General features: G+C 67.6%; 25 protein-coding genes. 15 read left to right on the top strand and 10 right to left on the bottom strand.

Annotated features, from left to right (window positions below; translation table 11 throughout):
* Positions 1–259: 259 nt before the first annotated feature.
* Complete coding sequence (locus MF610_RS12405) at positions 260–1,276, bottom strand: glycosyltransferase family 2 protein (protein ID WP_242197018.1); 1,017 nt, start codon at positions 1,274–1,276, stop codon at positions 260–262.
* A gap of 219 nt (positions 1,277–1,495) precedes the next feature.
* Between MF610_RS12405 and MF610_RS12400 the strand changes: the two genes are divergently transcribed.
* Both MF610_RS12400 and MF610_RS12395 read left to right on the top strand, forming a co-directional pair.
* Positions 1,496–1,834 (top strand): hypothetical protein, encoded by a 339-nt coding sequence (locus MF610_RS12400; protein ID WP_242197015.1) that lies wholly within the window; start codon positions 1,496–1,498, stop codon positions 1,832–1,834.
* A 62-nt stretch (positions 1,835–1,896) separates the two neighbouring features.
* On the top strand, positions 1,897–2,556 hold the full coding sequence (locus MF610_RS12395) for a peptidoglycan-binding protein (RefSeq protein ID WP_242197012.1): 660 nt from the start codon (positions 1,897–1,899) through the stop codon (positions 2,554–2,556).
* 106 nt (positions 2,557–2,662) lie between these two features.
* Here MF610_RS12395 and queG read toward each other — a convergent pair whose 3' ends face one another.
* Positions 2,663–3,733 carry a tRNA epoxyqueuosine(34) reductase QueG gene (queG, locus tag MF610_RS12390; protein ID WP_380870614.1) on the bottom strand — a complete coding sequence of 357 codons (1,071 nt, stop codon included), beginning with the start codon at positions 3,731–3,733 and terminating at the stop codon, positions 2,663–2,665.
* A gap of 52 nt (positions 3,734–3,785) precedes the next feature.
* On the opposite strand from queG, the gene MF610_RS12385 reads away from it, so the two are divergent.
* From MF610_RS12385 to MF610_RS12375, 3 genes are read left to right on the top strand one after another with little or no spacing between them, the layout of a single operon-like run.
* The gene (locus tag MF610_RS12385; RefSeq protein WP_242197009.1) at positions 3,786–4,712 is read left to right on the top strand and encodes an ABC transporter ATP-binding protein; all 927 of its coding nucleotides are present in this window, start codon (positions 3,786–3,788) and stop codon (positions 4,710–4,712) included.
* Positions 4,709–5,935 (top strand): ABC transporter permease, encoded by a 1,227-nt coding sequence (locus tag MF610_RS12380; protein WP_242197006.1) that lies wholly within the window; start codon positions 4,709–4,711, stop codon positions 5,933–5,935. The genes MF610_RS12385 and MF610_RS12380 overlap by 4 nt, the downstream gene beginning before the upstream one ends.
* 40 nt (positions 5,936–5,975) lie before the next feature.
* Positions 5,976–6,344, top strand: coding sequence for a hypothetical protein (locus tag MF610_RS12375; protein ID WP_242197003.1), 369 nt, complete (start codon positions 5,976–5,978; stop codon positions 6,342–6,344).
* Positions 6,345–6,347: 3 nt separating this feature from the next.
* Here the strand turns inward: MF610_RS12375 and MF610_RS12370 are convergent, their stop codons facing one another.
* Positions 6,348–7,070, bottom strand: a complete 723-nt coding sequence (locus MF610_RS12370) for a class I SAM-dependent methyltransferase (RefSeq protein WP_242197000.1) — start codon at positions 7,068–7,070, stop codon at positions 6,348–6,350.
* Position 7,071: 1 nt separating this feature from the next.
* Complete coding sequence (locus tag MF610_RS12365) at positions 7,072–7,491, bottom strand: GtrA family protein (protein ID WP_242196997.1); 420 nt, start codon at positions 7,489–7,491, stop codon at positions 7,072–7,074.
* A gap of 106 nt (positions 7,492–7,597) precedes the next feature.
* On the opposite strand from MF610_RS12365, the gene MF610_RS12360 reads away from it, so the two are divergent.
* Positions 7,598–9,394: an AcrB/AcrD/AcrF family protein gene (locus tag MF610_RS12360; RefSeq protein ID WP_242196994.1), complete on the top strand. Its 1,797-nt coding sequence runs from the start codon at positions 7,598–7,600 to the stop codon at positions 9,392–9,394.
* A 268-nt stretch (positions 9,395–9,662) separates the two neighbouring features.
* Here the strand turns inward: MF610_RS12360 and MF610_RS12355 are convergent, their stop codons facing one another.
* The 4 genes from MF610_RS12355 to MF610_RS12340 form a co-directional block, all read right to left on the bottom strand.
* The gene (locus tag MF610_RS12355) at positions 9,663–9,956 is read right to left on the bottom strand and encodes a hypothetical protein (protein WP_242196991.1); all 294 of its coding nucleotides are present in this window, start codon (positions 9,954–9,956) and stop codon (positions 9,663–9,665) included.
* Positions 9,957–10,079: 123 nt separating this feature from the next.
* Entirely contained in the window at positions 10,080–10,466 is a 387-nt protein-coding gene (locus MF610_RS12350) for an acyl-CoA thioesterase (RefSeq protein WP_242196989.1), read from the bottom strand.
* 132 nt (positions 10,467–10,598) lie between these two features.
* The gene (gene cobS / locus MF610_RS12345; RefSeq protein ID WP_242196985.1) at positions 10,599–11,597 is read right to left on the bottom strand and encodes a cobaltochelatase subunit CobS; all 999 of its coding nucleotides are present in this window, start codon (positions 11,595–11,597) and stop codon (positions 10,599–10,601) included.
* A 61-nt stretch (positions 11,598–11,658) separates the two neighbouring features.
* Positions 11,659–12,330: a winged helix-turn-helix transcriptional regulator gene (locus tag MF610_RS12340; protein ID WP_242196982.1), complete on the bottom strand. Its 672-nt coding sequence runs from the start codon at positions 12,328–12,330 to the stop codon at positions 11,659–11,661.
* Positions 12,331–12,402: 72 nt separating this feature from the next.
* Here MF610_RS12340 and MF610_RS12335 point away from each other — a divergent pair, with 72 nt between their 5' ends.
* From MF610_RS12335 to MF610_RS12310, 5 genes are all read left to right on the top strand, one after another.
* Entirely contained in the window at positions 12,403–12,816 is a 414-nt protein-coding gene (locus MF610_RS12335; RefSeq protein WP_242196979.1) for a VOC family protein, read from the top strand.
* Positions 12,813–13,502 (top strand): glutathione S-transferase family protein, encoded by a 690-nt coding sequence (locus MF610_RS12330; RefSeq protein WP_242196976.1) that lies wholly within the window; start codon positions 12,813–12,815, stop codon positions 13,500–13,502. The genes MF610_RS12335 and MF610_RS12330 overlap by 4 nt, the downstream gene beginning before the upstream one ends.
* The gene (locus tag MF610_RS19175) at positions 13,499–14,224 is read left to right on the top strand and encodes a DUF1428 domain-containing protein (protein WP_339328528.1); all 726 of its coding nucleotides are present in this window, start codon (positions 13,499–13,501) and stop codon (positions 14,222–14,224) included. Before MF610_RS12330 ends, MF610_RS19175 begins: the two co-directional genes overlap by 4 nt.
* Complete coding sequence (locus tag MF610_RS12315; protein WP_242196973.1) at positions 14,221–14,988, top strand: VOC family protein; 768 nt, start codon at positions 14,221–14,223, stop codon at positions 14,986–14,988. The genes MF610_RS19175 and MF610_RS12315 overlap by 4 nt, the downstream gene beginning before the upstream one ends.
* 77 nt (positions 14,989–15,065) lie before the next feature.
* Positions 15,066–15,443: an SRPBCC domain-containing protein gene (locus tag MF610_RS12310; protein ID WP_277924105.1), complete on the top strand. Its 378-nt coding sequence runs from the start codon at positions 15,066–15,068 to the stop codon at positions 15,441–15,443.
* A gap of 173 nt (positions 15,444–15,616) precedes the next feature.
* Here MF610_RS12310 and MF610_RS12305 read toward each other — a convergent pair whose 3' ends face one another.
* Positions 15,617–16,231, bottom strand: coding sequence for a J domain-containing protein (locus tag MF610_RS12305; protein WP_242196970.1), 615 nt, complete (start codon positions 16,229–16,231; stop codon positions 15,617–15,619).
* A gap of 36 nt (positions 16,232–16,267) precedes the next feature.
* Here MF610_RS12305 and MF610_RS12300 point away from each other — a divergent pair, with 36 nt between their 5' ends.
* From MF610_RS12300 to MF610_RS12285, 4 genes are read left to right on the top strand one after another with little or no spacing between them, the layout of a single operon-like run.
* Positions 16,268–16,573 carry a BolA family protein gene (locus MF610_RS12300; RefSeq protein ID WP_242196967.1) on the top strand — a complete coding sequence of 102 codons (306 nt, stop codon included), beginning with the start codon at positions 16,268–16,270 and terminating at the stop codon, positions 16,571–16,573.
* Positions 16,570–17,274, top strand: a complete 705-nt coding sequence (locus MF610_RS12295) for a glutathione S-transferase (protein ID WP_242196964.1) — start codon at positions 16,570–16,572, stop codon at positions 17,272–17,274. Before MF610_RS12300 ends, MF610_RS12295 begins: the two co-directional genes overlap by 4 nt.
* Complete coding sequence (locus MF610_RS12290; RefSeq protein ID WP_242196961.1) at positions 17,274–18,176, top strand: pirin family protein; 903 nt, start codon at positions 17,274–17,276, stop codon at positions 18,174–18,176. The genes MF610_RS12295 and MF610_RS12290 overlap by 1 nt, the downstream gene beginning before the upstream one ends.
* On the top strand, positions 18,173–19,051 hold the full coding sequence (locus MF610_RS12285; RefSeq protein WP_242196958.1) for an alpha/beta fold hydrolase: 879 nt from the start codon (positions 18,173–18,175) through the stop codon (positions 19,049–19,051). Before MF610_RS12290 ends, MF610_RS12285 begins: the two co-directional genes overlap by 4 nt.
* A gap of 162 nt (positions 19,052–19,213) precedes the next feature.
* On the opposite strand, the gene nusB is transcribed toward MF610_RS12285, so the two are convergent.
* A complete protein-coding gene (gene nusB / locus MF610_RS12280; protein ID WP_242196955.1) occupies positions 19,214–19,681 on the bottom strand; it encodes a transcription antitermination factor NusB in 468 nt (155 codons plus the stop codon).
* Between the last annotated feature and the right edge of the window lie 3 nt (positions 19,682–19,684).

Raw genomic sequence — 19,684 nt, 5'->3', positions numbered from 1 at the left:
TCGTTTTCACGCGAAGGCGCTAAGACGCGAAGAGAAGAAGGAATTGGTTCGCGCAGAGACGCGGAGGCGCAGAGACGCGGAGGCGCAGAGAGGATGCGTCCGGGGCCACCGCTCGCGATCGGCAGACCATATCCTTCGTTGCCGCGAACAATAAGGCAGCTGACGCGGCAAGACCTGCCCACGCCCGCAACACCTCTGCGTCTCCGCGTCTCTGCGCTATCTTCTTCGCGTCTTAGCGCCTTCGCGTGAAACCAGCTTTCTACTGCTGCTCGGGCAACACCGGCGACACGGTAACATCCCCGCGATCGCCCGCCCGATACCCCAGACTGGCCCGCCCCTTCACCGGCCCAGCGACATCCGCGACGAGATACAAGGGCCGCCGCTTCGATTCGACGTACAGCCGCCCGAGATACTCTCCGATCATCCCCAGCACGAACATCTGCACCGCGCCGAGGAACACGACGACCAGCATCGTCGACGTCCACCCCTGCACCGCGCTGCCCGAAATCCAGCCGATCGCGATATAGGCAAACAGCAGCAGCGACAGACCCGTAAGCACCAGCCCCATATGGCTGGCCAGCCTGAGCGGCGCGGTCGAGAACCCCGTCACCGCGTCGAGCGCAAAACGGATCATCTTACCCAGCGGATACTTGCTCTCGCCCGCCAGTCGCTCGTCGCGGTCATAGGGGAACGGCACCTGCCGGAACCCGACCCACGCCACCATACCGCGGATGAAGCGCGCCTGTTCGGGCAGGCTCAGCAGCGCATCGAGCGCCCGGCGGCTCATCAGCCGGAAATCGCCGGTGTCGAGCGGGATCGGCGTGTCGGTCACCCGGTCGAGCACGCGGTAGAAGGCGGCGGCGGTCAGCTTCTTGAAGAACGTCTCGCCCTCGCGCTTGCGCCGCACCGCATAGACGACGTCGGCGCTTTCCGCCTCCATCGTCGCAATCATGTCGGCCAGCAGTTCGGGCGGGTCCTGCAGATCGGCGTCGATGATCAGGATGCGCTCGCCCGCGCACAGGTCGAGGCCCGCGGTCAGCGCCAGCTGGTGCCCATGGTTGCGCGACAGGTTGATCGCCACCAGCCGCGGGTCGGCGGCGGCCAGGCGCTCCATCACCGCCCAGCTCTGGTCGCGCGATCCGTCGTTCACCAGCACGATCTCGTGATCGTCGCCGACCACCGCCTTCGCCACCGCCGAGATACGGGCGTGCAGCACGTCGAGGCAGGCGGCCTCGTTGTAACAGGGGACGACGACGGACAGCGCGGGACGGATCATGGGGCGTGGCGTTACCCCATGCCGCGCGACAGGAAAAGCCGGATGGCGCGCGCGAACCCTTCTTCGAACAACAGCCACCACGATCGTCATTCCCGCGCAGGCGGGAATCCATTGCCGCCGACGTTCATGATAGCGTTGCTATCGTCGCGTTTATGGGTCCCCGCCTGCGCGGGGACGACGATCAGAGTTTCGGCCCAAGCTGCCCGAGGAGACCCGCCGATGCGTGCCACGCTGCCCTTGCTGTTGCTGACCCTCGCCGCCCCCGCCGACGCGCAGATATGGGACGGTGGCCGTTCCGCGATCCGCGAAACACCCGCCCCGCCCGCGACGATCGAGCACGATCTGCACGACATCGACCGCGCAATCCGCGACGGGCGGCGCAGCGGCGACCTGACCCGGGCCGAGGCGCGAACGCTCCGCGCGCAGAGCGCGATCCTCGACCGGCAGGCACGGCAATATCGCCAGGGCGGACCGATCGCGACCAACGGCGCGGCACTGACGCAACAGGCGCTGATCCTGCGCGAACAGGTGGCGGCAGCGCGCAGCCGACCGCGCTGAGCCCCTTGTAATGTAGGATTTCGCCCGCCAGCGTTCCCCCGCCATCAGCAACGGAGCGGACGATGATCGAGGCGAGCGTGGGACAGGATGGCGACAACCGGGCCGCGGATGTGCGTACCGTGCAATGGCTGGTGCTGCGGATCGGGATCGAGCCCGGTGGGATCGACGGCATTGTCGGCCCGCGCCTGATCGCCGCGATCCGTAGCGTGCAGGAGCGGTTCGGGATCGAACCCGACGGCCGGATCGATCCCGGCGGCGCCACCCTCGCCCGGCTGCGCGCCGCGCCCGCCCGCTGGGCCGACAGCAGCGACTGGCCGGAGGCGCGCAAGCTCGCCAGCCTGCACCCGCAATTCCGGCGACAGGTCGTGACGCTGATCGACCGGCTGCGCGACGACGGGTTTCGCCCGGTCATCGTCTATGGCTGGCGCTCGGTCGCGGTGCAGGAACGGCTGTTCCGCGCCGGGACCAGCAAGGTCACCTTCAGCTTTCACAATGCGCAGACGCCTGACGGCCTGCCCGCGGCATGGGCCGCCGATCTGGTCGACGAACGCTGGTACTGGCGCGAACCCGACGCGCATGTCTTCTTCCGCGCGCTGGGCAAGGCGGCGAAGGCGCAGGGGCTGGTGTGGGGCGGCGACTGGAAATTCCGCGACTGGGCGCATGTGCAGGGGCGGCGCAATGCCGAACTGGCGGCGGTGCGGCGCGAGAGCGGGCTGTCGTGATCGTCGGCTGAACCCGACGTCATCCCAGCGAAGGCTGGGATCTCCGGATGGTAGCACGTAACAAGAGCCGCTTGAGGCCCCAGCCTTCGCTGGGGCGACGTTCAAGTCAACCGTCCTGCGCCGATCGATCGAGCTGCCCCAACGCCCAAACCGCCGCCTCCGCCACCACCGCATCGGCATCGCCGCACGCCGCCCGCACCGGCGCGACCAGCGCCACGTCGCCACTATTCCCCGCCGCGATCAGCGCGTTGCGCACCATGCGGTTGCGCCCGATCCGCTTGATCGGCGACCCGCGAAACACCTCGCGAAAGCTCGCGTCGTCCAGCGCGATCAGGTCGGCCAGGCGTGGCGCGGCGAACTCCGCCCGGGCCGCGAACGCGCGGTTCGCCGCCGCGACTTGCGCGAACTTGTTCCACGGACACACCGCGAGGCAATCGTCACAGCCATAGATGCGGTTGCCGATTCCCGCACGCAGCTCGACCGGGATCGGCCCGGCATGTTCGATCGTCAGGTACGAGACGCAGCGCCGCGCATCCAGCCGATAGGGTTCGGGAAACGCTTGCGTGGGGCACGCCCGCTGGCACGCATCGCACGACCCGCAGCTATCGCGCCCCGGCCGGTCGGGCGGCAGGTCGAGCGTGGTGTAGATCGCGCCGAGGAACAGCCAGCTGCCATGATCCCGGCTGACCAGGTTGGTATGCTTGCCCTGCCACCCCAGCCCCGCCGCTTCACTGAGCGGCTTTTCCATCACCGGCGCGGTATCGACGAAAACCTTCAGGTCGCAACCCGCCTCCTGCGCCAGCCAGCGGCCAAGCGCCTTCAGCGCCTTTTTGACCACATCGTGATAATCGCCGCCCTGCGCATAGACCGAAATGCGCCCACGATCGCCCACCTCCGCCAGCGCCAGCGGATCGCCGGCGGGGGCATAGCTCATGCCCAGCGCGATGACGCTCTTCACCTCGCTCCACAATCCGGCGGGCGATCCGCGCTGTGCGCTGCGCTCCTCCATCCAGATCATCGACCCGTGCCGCCCCTCGTCCAGCCACTGGCGCAACCGCTCGGCGGTGCGCGGCGCGGCGTCGGCGCGGGCAATGCCGCAGGCGACGAACCCGCATTCGGCCGCCTTGGCACGAATACGGTCGACAATATCGCCGGAGGAGCCCTTGTCTTGGATCACATCCCCCCGCTACGCTTTTCGATGCGGTAGCTAAAGAGCATCGTTTGGGGGGATGAGGGTGCAGGACGATCATCTGGCATTGCGGGCGACCGGGCTGGTCAAGCGGTTCGGCGACCGCCGCGTCGTCGACGGCATCGACCTCGCCGTGCCGACCGGCGCGGTGTACGGCGTGCTCGGCCCCAATGGCGCGGGCAAGACGACGACGCTGCGCATGCTGCTCGGCATCATCGAACCCGACGAAGGCACCCGCACCCTGCTCGGCCACGCGCTGCCGCGCGACGCATCCGACCGCGTCGGCTATCTGCCCGAGGAACGCGGCCTCTATCCCGGCATGAAGGCGCGCGAGGCGATCGCATTCATGGGCGCGCTGCGCGGGCTCGACTGGTCGACCGGTCGCAAGCGGGCGGCGACGATGCTCGAACAGGCAGGCCTCGGCCACGCGGTCGACAGCAAGATCCGCAAATTGTCGAAGGGCATGGCGCAGTTCGTCCAGCTGCTGGGCAGCGTCGTCCATCAGCCCGACTTCCTCGTCCTCGACGAGCCCTTTTCCGGGCTCGATCCCGTCAACCAGGAACGGCTGGAGGCGCTGATCCGCGGCGAGCGCGATCGCGGCGCCACCATCCTGTTTTCGACCCATGTCATGGCCCATGCCGAACGGCTGTGCGACCGGCTGTGCGTCATCGCGCACGGCAAGCGCCGGTTCGAAGGGACGGTGGACGATGCCCGCGCGCTGTTGCCGATGAAGGCGCATTACGTGCCGCATCACCCTGCCCCCGGCATCGCAGGCCTGCTACCCGCCGGTGCGCAGGAGGATCGCGGCGGATGGCGCTTCACGCTGCCGCCCGAGGGGATAGAGGGGATATTGGTGCGACTGATCGACGCGGGCTACGGCATTTCGGGACTGTCGATCGAACGCCCCGGCCTGCACGATGCGTTCGTGCGCATCGTCGGTGAAGCCGCGCGGGAGCAGGCGGCATGAGCAGCACCCGCAAACTGATCCGCCAGACGCTGACCATCGCCCGGCGCGATTTCATCGCGACGGTGATGACGCCGATGTTCCTGCTGTTCCTGCTCGCCCCGCTGCTGTTCGCCGGGTTCGGCGCGATGGGCAGCCTGGGCGCGATGACCGTGGGCCAGGGGACCGAGGGCAAGGAAAAGCTCTACGCCATCGTGTCGGTAGAGGACGCCGCGCGGCTGCGCGCCGCCGACACGCTGATCCGTCCGGCGATCTCGCGCGAACGCGGTCTGCCCCCGCTCGTCACCATCGCCCCGGCCGGCGACCCGGCGGCACAGGCGCGCGCGTTGCTGTCCGATCCCGATATCGACGTACCCGCAGTGCTGTACGGCCCGCTCGACCGGCCGCAGCTGATCCATGCCAATCCGGTGTCGACCACCGCCCGCTATATGGCGGCGCTGGCCGAACAGGCGGTGCGCGACCGGCGCGCAGGCCTTGGCGCCGCGCCGCTGTCGCAACCGACCTTTACCCGCGTCGAGCGCGACAGCACGTCGCTGGGCGGCAAGAGCGCGGCGGCGACCTTTGCCGTCGTCTCGCTGTTCGTCGTCACGCTGATGCTGGCGGGACAGGCGGTCGGCACGATGGCGGAGGAACGCTCGAACAAGGTGATCGAGGTGCTGGCCGCCGCCGTGCCGCTCGAATCGGTGTTCCTCGGCAAGCTGATCGGCATGTTCGGCGTCGCGGTCCTGTTCCTCGCCTTCTGGGTCGCGGTCGGGATCAACATCACCGCGCTGCTGCCGCCCGATTTCGCCACTGCCATGTCGGGCATCGCCCCGGCACTCGGCTTCCCCGCCTTCGCGCTGCTCTACATCCTGTATTTCACGCTGGCGTACATGCTGCTGGGGTCGGTGTTCCTGACCGTCGGCGCGCAGGCGACGACCCCGCGCGAAATCCAGATGCTGTCGCTGCCGATCACCATCTTCCAGATGGCGATGTTCGGCTTCGCGCTGGCAGCCGTCGGTCGTCCGGGCAGCTGGGTCGCGACCGCGGCCGAGCTGTTCCCGTTCAGCTCGCCCTTCGCCATGGCCGGCCACGCCGCGACCAGCGCCGATATCTGGCCGCACATCGCCGCGCTGGCATGGCAGCTGCTATGGGTCGCGATCACGATCAGCGTCGGCGCCCGCCTGTTCCGCCGCGGCGTGCTGCAATCGGCGGGGCCGAAATGGCGGTGGTTCAAGCGGGGTTAGCGCATCGGTAACCCAGCATCGTCCATGATGATCGTACACCATGTACGACATTCGCTTCGATCCGGATCACCGCCTGTTCCACCTGACGCTCTGCGGCTTCTGGACCATGACGACGGTCGTCCAGTTCGCCGCCGAACTGCTGGCACGTACCACCGCGGCACGATTGCGCTACCGACGGTTCGCGATGCTGAGCGATTCGACCGGCTTCCCGGTCCAGTCGACGCAGGTCGCCACCTATTTCGAACGGATCATGATCCGCGGCATCCAGATGGACATCGGTCCGTGCGCGATCATCGTCGGATCGCATCTGAACAAGCTGCAGGCCGAACGGGTGTTCGACTCACAACGCGTGCGGGTGTTTACCGATCGGGCACGGGCAGAGGCATGGCTGACCGAGGTTTGGCCGTAGCGGCTATCTGCTGACCAGCGTCACGATCGACAGCCCCGGCGGCATCGGCACGCGACCGATCAGGAAGCGTTCCAGCCGGAAGATCGCTTCGAACGCGGTGTTGAGCGGCTTGGGCGGCGGCGAATCGTCGCTGTCGTCCTTGCCACGCAATTTACCAGCGACCCGGGCCGCGACGGCCGCCGGAAACAGCAGCGAGTTGAAATAGCGCAGGCCGTTATGCTTGAGGCCCGCATCGGCGATCGCCTTGGCCAGCGTCGCCTTCGAATAGCGGCGGTGGTGATGGTTCACCACGTCGTGCGCGCTCCACATCCACTGGTGCGCGGGCACGGTGACGAGGATCCTGCCGCCCGGCACCAGCCGGTCGGCCATGCCGCGGAACGTCGCGACGTCGTCCTCGATATGCTCGACCACGTCCAGCACCGCGATCAGGTCATATTGCCCGGTCACCCCGGCCAGCGTCGGCAGCGGCGCGGTGCCGACCGGCTTGCCCAGCCGCTCGCTGGCGATTGCACGTGCCGCCGGATCGATCTCGATCGCATCGACGTCGCCGAACGCGCCCAGCATCGGCAGATTGTGCCCGGTGCCGCACCCGATCTCGAGGATGCGCGCGCCCGGCTTCAGCCCCGCATAGCGATCGACATAGTCGGCAAGGATTTCGCGCCGCGCGCGATACCACCAATGTGTGGAGTCGTGCGCCGCCATGCGGTCGTAAACGATGCGGTCCATCTTATCCGAATACCCATGAACGATTGAGCGCGAAGGTGGCGAAGGGGGTGACCAGCACGGCGGGGACCAACGGTGCCCAATCGGCCAGTCCGGCGATATCGACCATGCCGAAGGTGAAGAGTCCGTTCAGCACCATGCCGAACCCCTGCACCAACAGGAACCTGACCGGCTGTTCGGCGCCTTCGGTCCGCGTGCCGTGCCCCTGGAAGCTCCAGCGACCATGCGCGACCCAGCCGAACGCCGCCGAGACGACGAAGGCGGGCACGACCGCCACGAACGCATAGCCGGTCGGCAGGACATGATAGACCAGCGGCAGATAGACCGCCGAATAGATCACCGTCGACAGTCCACCGACGATACCGAAGCGGATCAACTGCCCCAGCACGCCGTCGTTCATCAACCGTTCGATCCGCGCGATCACCCGCGTGCCACCCTTGTCCTTTGCGCGCCATCCGATACAGCGCCTCCACTGCCACCATGGCAGAACGGCCTGCCGTAGAATGCGCAAGGGCGCGGGGGAAGCGATTTTGACCGACATACCTGTCCGCCCGCATCCGCTCGACAGCCATTGGCAGCGCTGGCTGATCCTCGCCTGGGTCGCGATCGCTGCATGGTTCCTGTGGGACCGGTGGAACGCGGTACACTGGCTGGCGCTGTCGGACACCGACGACAATATGCGGCTGATGCAGGTCCGCGCATGGATGGGCGGTCAGGGCTGGTACGACCTGCGCCAATACCGGCTGAACCCGCCGGGCGGGCTCGATATCCACTGGTCGCGGCTGGTCGACCTGCCGATCGCCGGGTTGATCCTGTTGCTCAAGCCCTTTGCCGGGCCGGTCTGGGCGGAAAAGCTGGCCGTCGGCATTGCTCCGCTGCTGCCGATGGGGGTGGCGATGGCGGCGCTGGCGGTGACGGTGCGGCGACTGGTCGCGCCGGTCGCGTGGCCGCTCGCCATCCTGTTCCTGTTCGGCTGTTCGTCGACACTGCTGATGTTCATGCCTGAACGCATCGACCATCACGGGTGGCAGCTCGCCTGCCTCGCCTGGACCGTTGCCGGGCTCGCCGATCGCAGACAGGCGCGTGGCGGGATGGTCGTCGGGCTGTCGTCGGCGTTTTCGCTGACCATCGGTCTCGAACTGCTGCCCTATTGCGCGATGGCCGGCGCGATCGTCGCGCTGCGCTGGGTGTGGGACCGTTCGGAAGCGCGGCGGCTGATGGTCTATGGCGCGACGCTGGCCGGCGCGAGCGCGATCGGGTTCGTCGCCTTCGCCTCGACCGTCAATTACGCGATGCGCTGCGACGCGCTGACCCCGGTATGGCTGTCGGCGGTGGTCGCGGGTGGCGCGCTGCTGGTGCTGCTGGCGTGGATCGCGCCGGCCAACCGCATCGTGCGCCTGATCCTCGCGCTGATCGCCGGCGGGGCACTTGCCGGCGCCTTCGCCCTGCTGTTCCCGCAATGCCTCCAGCGTCCCGAAGGCGTGTCGGAGGAACTGTCGCGCATCTGGCTGAACAATGTGCGCGAGGCCAAGCCGCTCTATGCGATGCCGTGGCGCACGATCCTGCCGATCATCACCGGTCCGATCATCGGGTTGCTCGGCACCTTCTTCGCGACGTGGCGCGCACGGCGCGGGCCGACGATCGTGCCATGGGCGGCGATCACGCTGTTCACCGCTTTCGCCGTCGCGATGCTGTTCTGGCAGATCCGCTCCGGCCCCGCCGCACAGTTGCTCGCGGTGCCGGGCGCCGTTGCGCTCGCCTGGGTCGTGCTGCCATGGCTGCTCAGCCGCAAGAGCCGGGCGGTCCGCATCCTCGGCACCGTCGCGGCGGTGCTGGTCCTCTCCAGCATGGCGGTCGGCTTCGTCGTGCAGAAGCTGCGCATCGATCCGCCCGACAACCGGACGAAGACGGTACTGCGGGCCGGATCGCGCTGCGCCAGTCTGCCCGCGCTACAGGCGCTGAACCGCATTCCCGCCGCCGTCATGTTCACCCATGTCGACCTCGGACCCCGCCTGATCGTCGCGACGCATCATGACGGGATCACCGGCCCGTACCACCGCAACGGCGACGCGATCCTCGACGTGCACCACGCGTTCATGGGCGACCCGGAGAATTTCCGCACCATCGCCCGGCGGCACCACGCGACCTATCTGCTGACCTGCCCCAACATGGCGGAGACGACCAACTACCGCGCCCGTTCGCCCGGCGGCTTCTACGACCTGCTGGCGCATAACAAGGTGCCGGCGTGGCTTAGCCCGGTCGCCTTGCCCAAGGGTTCGCCGCTCCGGCTGTGGCGGATCGATTATGCCGGGATGGCATCGAAGTAGAAGGTGGATTCACGCGGAGGCGCGAAGACGCGGAGGGAGAACCGGGCAAGCGTCTCGCGATCGGGAGACAACCTCTTCCGTTGCAACCGGGCATGAAGCCGCTGACGCGGGGGACGCAAGCCCCGAACGTCACCCTCCGCGCCTTCGCGCCTTCGCGTGAACCCATCCCCGGCCAGCTCCACACACCACGCCGCTGGCTACTCCAAACACAAAAACGCCCGCCCCCTTTCGGGAACGGGCGTCAAAGCCGGCAGGGAGCCGAAAGCGCTTAGCGAGCAGCAACCTGCGCCGAACCGTTCAACGGCTTGGCGATACGGAAGCGGACCGGGCGGCCGCCGACATCACCCGACACGGTGCGGTCGCGCACGACCAGGCGGAACGGTTCGCCGCTGGTCGTGACGGTGCCGGCCAGCACGGTGTCGCCGGTGTCGGTCACGCTGCGGGTATAGGCGAACTTGTACCCGTCACGCTCCAGCTCGTTGGCCGACGCGAGCGTCGGGATCAGCATGCCCGCAGCGACTAGGGCAACGCGAAAGGCGGCGGCGGCGGCAAAGCTGCGCATGGTCTGTTCTCCGGCTGGTTGGGGTCGACGCTCATGCGTCGTTTCGTTGCCGGAGATATGCGCTTGTGCAGTGCAGCATCGCAACTGCACAGGTTATTATCGCAATTGCAAAAACCGAAATCGTTATTCGGGCAGGAAGCGATGCACCACGTCGCGCGCCACCCGCGCCGGGCGTTTGGTGATCGAATCGAGCGAGCACCACGTGCTCTGCACCTCGGCCAACACCTCCTCGCCGCGCTGGATCAGCGTGGAAAAGTACGCGCGCACCCCCTCAACCCGCTCGGCCACCACCGTCGCGACGATCGTGTCGTCGAGGAAGGCGGGCCGGCGATAGGTGATCTCGTGCTTCAGCGCGACCCACAGGTGCTTGGCGACCGCATCGGCCGGCGCGACCCGCTCCCAATAGGCGACGACGGCGTCCTGCACCCATGACAGGTACACGGCATTGTTGACGTGCCCCATATGATCGATGTCGCCGGGCGCGACGGCAAGCGGATGCTGGTGTGCCATGGCGGAATGATGGGCGTTGCTGACAGGGGAGTCAATGAGACTCACGGCGGACGGAGCGGACCGATCGATGGTGCGACACCGGTCTCCACACCACCGCCCCCCCACAGGCGGGGGTACGGTGGTGTGCCCGCGTTACGCCTTCGCCACCACGCTCTCGGGCAAATCCTTCCCGAACACCCGCTGGTAATATTCCGCCACCAGCGCCCGCTCCGCCTCATCACACTTGTTCAGGAACGACAGCCGGAACGCAAAGCCGACATCGCCGAAGATCAGCGCGTTCTGCGCCCAGGTGATGACCGTCCGCGGGCTCATCACAGTAGAGATGTCGCCATTGACGAACCCCCGCCGCGTCATGTCCGCCACGCGCACCATCTTCTCGACCGCTTCCTTGCCGCCGACCTTGTCATATTCGCCCGACTTGGCGAGCACGATCCGCGCCTCGGTCGCGGCAGGCAGGTAGTTCAGCGTGACGACGATGTTCCACCGGTCCATCTGCCCCTGATTGATCTGCTGCGTGCCATGATACAGGCCCGACGTATCGCCCAGACCCACCGTGTTGGCGGTCGCGAACAGCCGGAAATAGGGGTTCGGGCGGATCACGCGGTTCTGGTCGAGCAGCGTCAGCTTGCCCTCGGTTTCCAGCACGCGCTGGATCACGAACATCACGTCGGGGCGGCCCGCGTCATATTCGTCGAACACCAACGCGGTCGGCGTCTGCAGCGCCCATGGCAACAGCCCCTCGCGGAACTCGGTGACCTGCTGCCCGTCCTTCAGCACGATCGCGTCGCGCCCGATCAGGTCGATACGGCTGATATGCGCGTCGAGGTTGATGCGGATGCACGGCCAGTTCAGCCGCGCCGCGACCTGTTCGATATGCGTCGACTTGCCGGTCCCGTGATAGCCCTGCACCATCACCCGCCGGTTGTGCGCAAAGCCCGCAAGGATCGCCAGCGTGGTGTCGGGATCGAACACATAGGCCGGATCGGCATCGGGCACGCGTTCGTCGGCGACCGAGAAAGCCGGGACTTCCATATCGCTGTCGATGCCGAACAGGTCACGCACCTTCACCATCCGGTCGGGGGCGTTCAGGATCGTGGTCTCGGACGGCTGGGGCATAGTATCGGTGGTCATGCGGGCCTTTCGCGGGGGCGCCAAGATGCGTCGCGGCGTCCTTTAGGACGAAGCGGGCCGCCTACTCAACCTTCGGCGGCAATCGGAACAGCGTCGTGAACCGTTCGGCGATGGCCCGGTTCCCCGTAACCGTGATCGCATCGGCCATCGCCAGCGGCATGGCCCCATAGACGACCGGCAGGAACGCACTGGGACTGCCCGACAGCGTCGCATCGGCGTCCCCGGCCTCCCCGCGCCGAACCGCCAGCGTTCCGTCCGCCAGCACCGCGACATACGCATCATCGCCGAAGCGGAACGCGACGGTTGCCCGCCAATCCCCCGCCCGCTCGACCACCAGCAGCATCTTGAGCGACAGCATCAGCGACACCGCCGAAAACGGCAGCGACGGGTCGTGCGTCGGCGACCTGAGCGCCCATTTGGCCAGCGCCAGCACCACCGGCTCCGCCTCCTGCCCCCACGGCGTCAGCGCATAGACCTGCGCATTGGCGGGCGACGGCAGCCGCCGCCGCTCGACGATCCCCGCCGACTCCAGCCCGCCCAGCCGCTGCGTCAGCACGTTCGCGCTGATCCCCGGCAGTCCGGCGCGGATTTCGCCGAAGCGGCGCGGCCCCAGCAGCAATTCGCGCATCAGCAGTAACGCCCAGCGTTCGCCGACATATTCCATGCCCAGCGCCGCGCCACAGGCATCGTCGTACCGCCGCTTCGCTTCCTTGGTTACTTTTTCTAACCCCATCGTTGCTTTTTGTAACCGATGGGCGCACCCAACACAAACAGCGATTCGTCACGACCTTGGGGAGAGGGTGTCATGCCGAAGATGATTTTCGTGAACCTAGCCGTTACCGACGTCGCCGCGGCGACCGCCTTCTACGAAGCGATCGGCTTTACGAAGAACGAGCAATTCTCGAACGATCGCGGATCGGGGATGGTCTGGTCCGATACTATCCACATCATGCTGCTCGACCGGGATTTCTACGCCACCTTCACGCCCAAGCGGATCATCGACGCACATACCGAAAGTGGCGTGCTGCTGGCGCTGTCGTTCGACGATCGCGCCGCGGTCGACGCGATTACCGACGCGGCGATCGCCGCGGGCGGACGCGAACTCCACGATCCGCAGGACGAGGGCTATATGTACAGCCGCGCATTCGCCGATCTCGACGGCCATGGGTGGGGCCCGTTCACCATGGACGTGGCGGCGCATGCCGAGCAGCACCCGTGACCCGTCCCGTCATCACCGCATTCGACTGGGTCCCCGACTTTGCGAAGGGGCAGGTCCGCGACCTGCGCGTCCGCTGGATCCTGGAAGAAGCTGGTCAGCCCTATGACGTCCACTATCTGTCGCAGGGCGCGCAAAAGGCGCCCGCCCACCGCGCGCTGCAACCGTTCGGACAGGTGCCGACCTATCAGGACGGCGACCTGACATTGTTCGAATCGGGTGCGATCGTGTTGCATGTCGCGCAGCGTCATGGCGTGCTGTTGCCGACCGATCCGGCCAGCAGGGCGCGGGCGACCGAATGGCTGTTCGCCGCGCTCAACACCGTCGAACCGCCGATCATGGACCATGCCGTCGCCACCCTGTTCGAACGCGACGAGCCGTGGTCGAAACCGCGCCTGCCCGCCATCGAGGCGCGCATCGCCGAACGGCTGGGGGAGGTCGCGGCGCGGCTGGGCGACCGGCCGTGGTTCGACGGTGATTTCAGCATCGGCGACCTGATGATGGTCGCGGTGCTGCGGATCATGGAGGGCAGCGATCTGCTGGCCGCGCATCCGACGCTGACCGCCTATGTCGAACGCGGTACCGCCCGGCCCGCCTTTCGGCGCGCGCTGGCGGCTCAAATGGCCGGGTTCACCGGCGAACCGCCCGCCGGCTATGCCGAATGGGCTGCGAAGGGAGAGCAGGCATGACCTATATCGACGGTTTCGTGACCCCCGTCCCGCGCGACGGTCGCGCGGCGTATGAAGCGCATGTCGCGGCGGCGGCGGCGATCTTCGCCGATCTCGGCGCCACCCGGCTGGTCGAATGCTGGGCCGACGACGTCTCGCCGGGCAAGATCACGGACTTCCCCCGCACGGTCGCGCTGGCCGAAGGGGAGGACGTGCTGTTCAGCTGGATCGAATATCCCGACCGGGCGACCCGCGATGCGGCGGGCGCGGCGATGATGGCCGATCCGCGCATGGCCGAACTCGACATGCCGTTCGATGGCAAGCGCATGATCTATGGCGGGTTCGCCGTCATCGTCGACGAACGCGGGTCCGGCACGACCGGCTATGTCGATGGCTGCCTGACCCCGGTCGCGACCGACGCCCGCGCCGCCTATACCGACTTCGCAGCGCAGTCCGCGCGGCTGTTCGTCGAACATGGCGCGGTGCGCGTGGTCGAATGCTGGGGCGACGACGTGCCCACCGGCACGCACACCGACTTCCCCCGCGCCGTCGCGCTGGAGCCGGGAGAGGTCGTCGCCTATTCGTGGATCGAATGGCCGTCGCGCGCCGCGCGCGACGCCGGCTGGGGCGCGATCATGGCCGATCCGCGCATGGCCGGACGCGAGATGCCGTTCGATGGCCAGCGCATGTTGTACGGCGGTTTCACCCCGATCTTCGACCAATCGATGGGAGCAGGCAAATGAATCGGCACGGCGACTTCATCTGGTACGAACTGCTGACCCGTGACATCGATGCGGCGGCGACTTTCTACGCCGACGTGATCGGCTGGACACTGCAGGATTCGGGCACGCCCGGCATCGACTATCGCCTGTTCGTTGCCCCCGATGGACAGCCGGTCGCCGGGCTGATGGCGATGCCCGACGCGATGCCGGCACCGACCTGGCTCGGCTATGTCGCGGTCGACGATGTCGACGCCGCCGCGGCCGATTTCGTGGGCGCCGGGGGCACGCAGCATATGCCGCCGACCACCATGCCCGGCGTCGGCCGCATGGCGATGCTCACCGACCCGCACCATGCCCCGCTCTACCTGATGCGCGGCGAGCGCGATGCCGCCAGCACGTCGTTCTGCGGATCGGAGAACGCGACGCCCGGCCATGTCGTCTGGAACGAACTGACCGCCCCCGATCAGGCCGCGGCGATCGCCTTTTACGCCGACCGCTTCGGCTGGCGACAGGAAGGGGGCATGCCGATGGGGCCGCTTGGCGAGTATAAGTTCCTGCACAGCGGCGACACCTGCATCGGTGCAGCGATGGGCATGGTGCCCGGCGGACAGCCCGGCTGGCAATATTATGTCCACGTCACCGATATCGACGCCGCGACCGATCGCATCACCGCCGGCGGCGGGCAGGTGTTGCAGGGTCCCGACGAAATCCCCGGCGGCAGCTTCTCGGTCGTCGCCAGCGACCCTATGGGCACCCGCTTCGGACTGGTAGGACCGCGCGCATGACCGATGAACACGAACTGGCGATCGAACGACGCATCGCCGCCCCCGTCGACCTCGTCTAGCGGGCATGGACCGAACATCTGGCCAAATGGTGGGCGCCGCGTCCGTGGACGACCGAGCTGCTCGGCCTCGACCTCCATCCCGGCGGCCGCTTCGCGACGACGATGCGCGGTCCCGGCGGCGAGGCAATGACCGGCGAGGGCGTGATCCTCGACGTGGTGCCGCACCAGCGCATCGTCTTCACCAACATGCTGCGCCCCGGCTGGCACCCGCAGCCGCAGCGGCTGGCGTTCGTCGGCGTCTTCACCTTCGAGGACGATGGCGGCGCCACCCTCTACCGCGCCGCCGCCCGCCACTGGGACGCCGAAACCGCGCAGGCACATGCGGAGATGGGGTTCGAAGGCGGCTGGGCGATGGTCGCGCAACAGCTGGAGGCGGTGGCGGTCGGGTTGGCGTAACGCCGCCTGCCGCACCCCGTTTGGTTCGAGCAGCTTCGAGCGAAGTCGAGAAGCGTCCGTCGAGAACTTCGTCGCTTGGGGCAACCCCTTCTCGACTTCGGTTCTCGACAAGCTCGAACCTGCGCTCGAAGCAAACGGGGAGGTAGATGAGGAAAGGGAAGAGGAACACCCCCTCAAGCAAACGCCACCGCCCCCTTCAACTGCTGATACGCCGCGATCACCTTCTGCAACGCCGCCTCATGGCTGCGATCCCCGCCATTCCGGTCGGGATGATATAGCCGCACCAGCTCCGAATAGCGTTTCCGCAACCCCGTCCGGTCGACATCCACCGCCAGCCCCATGACCTTCAGCGCCGACCGGTCGGCGGGGCTCAGCGGCCGTCCGTCCTCCCGCTCGGCCCGCGCCTCGCGCACGGTCCGGAACTTCGCGCCGATCGCGTCCAGCGGATCGGCGAAGTCGGCCCAGGCCGGCCCCGGATCGGTCCCGGCCCGCGCAAAGGCGCGCGTCTCGCGCTCCCACCCGGCATAGGGTCGCTGCGCGTCGCTGATCTCCTCGGCGGTCATCCCCGCGAAATAGTTATACCCCGCATTGAACGCCCGGATATGGTCGAGGCAGAACCAGCGATAGGCGTTCGGCCGTTCGCCACCCTGCGGCGCGCCCTCCAGCGGCGGCGCGCGAAATTCGCCCGCCTCCGCGCATCCCGGTACCTCGCACGGCCGCCCGTTGGCCTCCACGCGACCGTGGAAGCGGGCATTCGGACGGTCTTTGTTGATCTTCTCGCGCGCCACGCGACTCCCTTTGGCAAAACGCGTTATATAGGGCGCATGACCGACACCGCCACCGCCCCCCTCGCCGACCTGCCCCTCGCCGACCTGATCGCCACCCGCCTGCGCGAAGCGCTGTCGCCAGAGGCCCTCACCGTCACCAACGACAGCCACCACCATGCCGGCCATATGGGCGACGACGGCACCGGCGAGACCCATTTCTCGGTCGACATCGTCGCCGACGCGTTCACCGGCCAGTCGCGCGTCGGGCGCCAGCGGCTGGTCAACCACGCGCTGGCCGACCTGCTGGCGACGCGCATTCACGCGCTGGCGATCCGCGCCCGCGCTCCTGGAGACGGCGATTGATCTATGACCTGTGGTACTGGCCGACGATCCAGGGGCGCGGCGAGTTCGTCCGCCTCGCGCTCGAAGGCGCAGGTATCGCCTATCGCGACCGCGCGCGCGAAGAGGGGGTGGAGGCGATGCAGCGTCGGCTGGCGGCATCGCCCCGCGCGCCCTTCGCCCCGCCCTTCCTCGAACTCGACGGGCTGCGCATCGCCCAGGTCGCCAATATCCTGCAGTATCTGGGCGAGCGCCACGGCCTTGCGCTGTCGAACATCCGCGACCGCATCTGGGCGAACCAGTGGCAGTTGACCATCGCCGACCTCGTTGCCGAAGTGCACGCCGTCCACCATCCGGTCGATATGGGCGCCTATTATGACGAACAGCGTGCCGAGGCCGCCCGCGCCGCCGCGCCATTCCTCGACGAACGCCTGCCCAAATTCCTGACCTATTTCGAAAGCCTGCTCGACGGCAGCAGCGCCCCGTGGGCGATCGACCATCGCTGGACCTATGTCGATACCTCGCTGTTCCAACTGATCGAGGGGCTGCGCCATGCCTTTCCCCGGCGGATGGCGCGGCTGTCGGCCGATCTGCCCCGACTGATCGCGATCCGCGACGCAGTGGCGGCGCTGCCCGGCATCGCCGACTATCTTGCCAGCGACCGCCGCTTGCCCTTCAACGACAACGGCATCTTCCGCCACTATCCCGAACTGGACGCCGACTGATGGAGAACGACCGCTTCTTTTTGCAGACGATCCGGCCGGTCACCCATGATCTGGGCGGGTTCAAGGTCCACCGGACGCTGCCGACCCGGACGCGCACGATGGTCGGCCCGTTCATCTTCTTCGACCAGATGGGCCCGGCCGAACTCGACCCCGGACAGGGGATCGACGTGCGCCCGCATCCGCACATCAACCTTGCCACCGTCACCTATCTGTTCGGCGGTGCGATCGACCATCGCGATTCGCTGGGCACCCATGCCCGCATCGAACCCGGCGCGGTCAACCTGATGACCGCCGGCCACGGCATCGTCCATTCCGAACGCTCCCCCGCCGACGAACGCGCCGGCGGCCCGCTGCTCTCGGGTATCCAGACCTGGCTGGCGGTGCCCGAGGACAAGGAAGAGATCGACCCGGCGTTCGAACATGTCGAAGCCGCCCGACTGCCGATCGTCAGCGGCGGCGGCGCCAGCGCCCGCGTGGTGATGGGCGACCTGTGGGGTGTCTCCGCCCCGACCACCCAATATGCCGCAACGATCTATGCCGATATCGTGCTGGAGGGCGGCGGCGCGATCCCGATCGACGCGGGCGCCGACGAACGCGCGCTCTACCTGACGCACGGCGATGCCGCGCTGGACGGTGTGGCGCTCGAACCGATGACGCTCTACGTCCTGCGCCCCGGCATCGCCGCCACGCTGCGCTCGTCGGGCGGCGCACGGGTGATGCTGTGCGGGGGAGAGGCGTTCACGACCCCGCGTCATGTGTGGTGGAACTTCGTCTCGTCGCGCCGCGACCGCATCGATCAGGCGAAAGCCGACTGGAAAGCGGGCAACTTCCCCAAAGTGCCCGACGATGCCGAGGAATTCATCCCGATCCCCGAAGTGCCCAAGACGGTCAGCTACCCATGATGCCGTTGCGCCGCATCGCGCTGTCGACCGGCGTCGCGCTCGACGTGGCGGTCGCGGGCGATCCGTCGGCACCGGCGATGATCTTCCTCCACGGCTTTCCCGAATCGCACCGGACGTGGCGCCACCAGCTGGCGGAGTTTTCCCGCGACCATTTCGTCGTCGCCCCCGACCAGCGCGGCTATGCCGCCTCGGACAAGCCGCCCGCGGTCGAGGATTACGCCCCGGCAAAGATCGTCGCCGACCTGATTGCGCTCGCCGATGCGCTCGGGATCGACCGCTTCACGCTGGTCGGCCATGACTGGGGCGGCGCGATCGCGTGGATGGCGGCGCTCCACCATCCCGACCGCATCGAACGCCTGATCATCTGCAACGCCCCGCATCCGCTGGTCTTCCAGCGTTCGCTGTTCGACGATCCCGAACAGCGCGCTGCCAGCCAGTACATGACCCGCTTCCGCGACACGTCGCTCGACCAAGGGCTGGTGGGTGCCGGGCTGGAGCGCTTCTTCGCCACCGGCTTCGCCCGCTTCGTCACCCGCACCATCGCAGGCGAGGACAAGGCGGCGTATCTCGCCGAATGGGCCCATCCCGGCGCGATGACCGCGATGCTCAACTGGTACCGCGCCTCACCGATCCTCGTTCCTGCGCCGGGCGAAACGCCCGAACGTCCCGCATGGCTCGACGCTCCGTTCCCGCCGGTGACGCAGCCGACGCTGGTGGTGTGGGGCATGCAGGATCAGGCGTTGCTGCCGGTGCAGCTGGCCGGGCTCGGCGCACTGGTGCCCGACCTGACGGTGGCGGAGGTGGACGCCGGGCATTTCGTGCCGTGGGAGGCGCCGGAGGCAGTGAACGCCGCGATCCGGGGGTGGCTGCCCTGACAGGACCTTACCTCCCCACTCCGTTTAGTTCGAGCAGCTTCGAGCTTGTCGAGAAGCGTCCGTCGAGAACGCGGTCGTTTGGGGCACCCCCTTCTCGACTACGGTTCTCGACAAGCTCGAAGCAAGCGGATGGAATGGTAGAGAAAAGAGAAAACGGAAGAATTACCCCCGAACCACCTTGGCCACCGCATCCAGCAACCCGTTCACAAACCCCTTCTCACGCCGGTCGTAAAACGCATCGGCCACGTCGAGATACTCGCTGATCACCGCAGCGACCGGCACATCCGCCCGCGCCAGCAACTCATACGTCCCGGCGCGCAGAATCTGCCGCATCGGCTTGTCCAGCCGGTCGATGGTCCACCCGCTCGACAGCTTGCCCGCGATCAGCGCGTCGATCTCCTCGCGGCGCGCATCGACGCCCTTCACGACATCGTCGAAGAAATGGACGTCGGCCTCGGCATATTCGACCTCTTCGATCGTCGCGCCAAGGCGGTGCTGGTGGAATTCGTGGAGCAGCGCCGGGATCGGCGTCGCTTCCATCTCATGCTGGTACAGCGCCTGGACAGCGGCCAACCGGGCGGCGGCGCGGGCCTGACGGGCGCCGCGCGGGCGGGAATTCTTGCTGGTCATAAG

Origin of the sequence: Sphingomonas hankookensis (assembly GCF_022664465.1) — a bacterium.
GTDB classification, from domain to species: Bacteria; Pseudomonadota; Alphaproteobacteria; order Sphingomonadales; family Sphingomonadaceae; genus Sphingomonas; species Sphingomonas hankookensis.
This window is presented reverse-complemented; position numbering and strand designations above follow the sequence as displayed.